The organism is Clostridium sp. (assembly GCF_034179595.1).
In the GTDB taxonomy this organism is placed as follows: Bacteria; Bacillota; Clostridia; order Clostridiales; family Clostridiaceae; genus Clostridium.
This window is the reverse complement of sequence record NZ_JAXFPT010000015.1, coordinates 1-2,258: the sequence shown is the minus strand read 5'-3', so window position 1 is coordinate 2,258 and position 2,258 is coordinate 1. Positions and strand designations below refer to the sequence as shown.

The 2,258-nt window shown below is 23.5% G+C and carries 1 protein-coding gene; it reads right to left on the bottom strand.

Annotated features, from left to right (window positions below; all coding sequences use genetic code 11):
• On the bottom strand, positions 1-2,028 hold a 2,028-nt coding region (locus SPJ33_RS01525), incomplete at its 3' end, for an SNF2 helicase associated domain-containing protein (RefSeq protein ID WP_321116204.1).
• Positions 2,029-2,258 lie beyond the last annotated feature (230 nt).

Here is a 2,258-nt window from a genome sequence, read left to right as displayed (position 1 = left end):
ATTTCCATGTGCTAATCCAAGTTTAATAGTAGGTGCAAATTTTTCAAATTCATCTTTCCAATTATAAATTACTGATGTTGGCGTAACTACAAGAGTTTTTGTTTTCTTTTGAGATAATATAAATGCTATAACTTGAATTGTTTTTCCAAGTCCCATATCATCTGCAAGTATACCTCCAAATCCTAATGCTGTTATTTCATTAAGCCATTTAAAACCTGCTACTTGATAATTTCTAAGTGTCGCATTTAATTTCTTTGGAACAAGTTTTCTTTTATATTCCTTATTTAAAAGTTTATGTACTATATCTTGAAGAACCTTACCGCCTTTTATAAATGATAAATTTCTATCCTTTAGCTTTTCTTGAAGATATAGCATCTTATTTTTATCTATCTCTATTTGATTATCATTTATTTTATCTAAACCTAAATCCTCTATAAGATTTAGAAATTTAGTAACCCCAGGGTCTTCTAAATCTAAATATGTATTTTTGTTTTTGTAAAATTTCTCACCATTTTTCATTGAGTTTATAGCTTCTCCAAGTTCCTTTACTGTAAAGTCATCAAAGCTATATTTAAGCTTATAAAAATTATCAAACTCTTCTAATTCTGAAAATATATCATGTGAATTTATTACTTTTAAACTTTCTAATTCCTTAGAAACCTTAACTGTTCCTAGGTTACTTAATTTTAAAAAACCATTGCTTAAAAGTTCAAATGTATCTTCATTATCTCCAATGAACATATAATCTTTTTCTTTTTTAATAAATTTAAATTTCTCAAGCTCCATATCTATAAGCTTTTCCTTCATCTCATCTCTTAAAAAACTCTTATCAGATTTATCTTTAACTAAATCTATAACATATCCAAAATAATTTAATTTAACATTGCAATATATATTTTCTTTTTCTTTATAAAAATAAAAGTTAGGATTTATAACCTTATTTTTAAACTTTATAGTATTTTCATCTAACACGACATCATTAGTTATATTTTTAAGATTCTCTAATATCATATTTAAGTTTTCTAACGACTTTTCATATCTTATTTCACTATTTTTTAAAAAGCTTTTATACATTGGAACATAAGAACTTAACTGTCTCTTTCTTGGAAGATATATATTTCTATCAAAAAGCATAACTTCTCCATTATTAGTTAATAACTCTGGAAATTTATTATGATGCTTTAATATAAATTCATTGTCTTTAAGCCTAACAGTTAATGCAACTGGTACATTCATTCTTTTAATTCTTGCCTCATAGTTTATAAAGTTATAATTAAAAGTGATTTTCTTATTTTCATCTATTAGCCCTAAAAATTCTTTTATTTCATTTTGATATAATGTTATATATTTTCCTCTTGCACGCTCTTTATTTTGTTTTATAAATTCAATCACATCTTTGTCATGCTTTAAAAAATCATCTTTTATTGGATTATAAGTAAATATCTCATTAAACTTAACTTGTCTTTTATCATTAACCTTTTCTATAAAATCTTTAATATCTAATATTAAATGAGTGCTAGATGAACCTATTCTAAACTCACATTTAAAAGAAGGTATTCCATCATTTTTTATACATTTTATCATTATATCTAAATTCAAAAATCGCTTTTCTTCTATTTTCTTTTTTATATTATTTGATCCTTTGTTTGATAAGTTTCTTACTTTTTTCTCTTTAGTCTTATCTTCCTTATCCTTTAATCTTCTTTTTGCTGTATTATAAAACGTATATAAAGTTCCAACTATATGTCTACAAACATAATTTCTTATATGTCTTCTATTTTCTTCAAAAGTATCGCAAGTACATTTAGTGTCAATTATCCTATTTGTTTTTGTATCAATTTTTATATGTGTACTATATGTCTTACTTTTATTATCATTTAAAACTCTTCCATATATATGATAAACCCCATCAATATTTTTGCCTGTTAATTCTTTTATATATGATTCTCTCCATAGCTTTTCCCCCTGAGTTTTAGTAAATGATGAAGTAATCCTTAATAAATTATCTCGTACTGATTCTAAATTCAAAATACTCACCTCTCTTATTTACTAAAGATATTCTATCATACTTATATAAATATAGCTTATTGGATATAAATATATAAAAATCTATAAGCTATTTTTTATGGTATTATATTCATATAGCATAAATATAAAATTATAAAGGGAGATATAAAAATGAGTAATACTTTTGAAAAAGAATATAAAATAAATATTTATGATGTTGATTCTGAACATAACTGTAAATTTTCATCTTT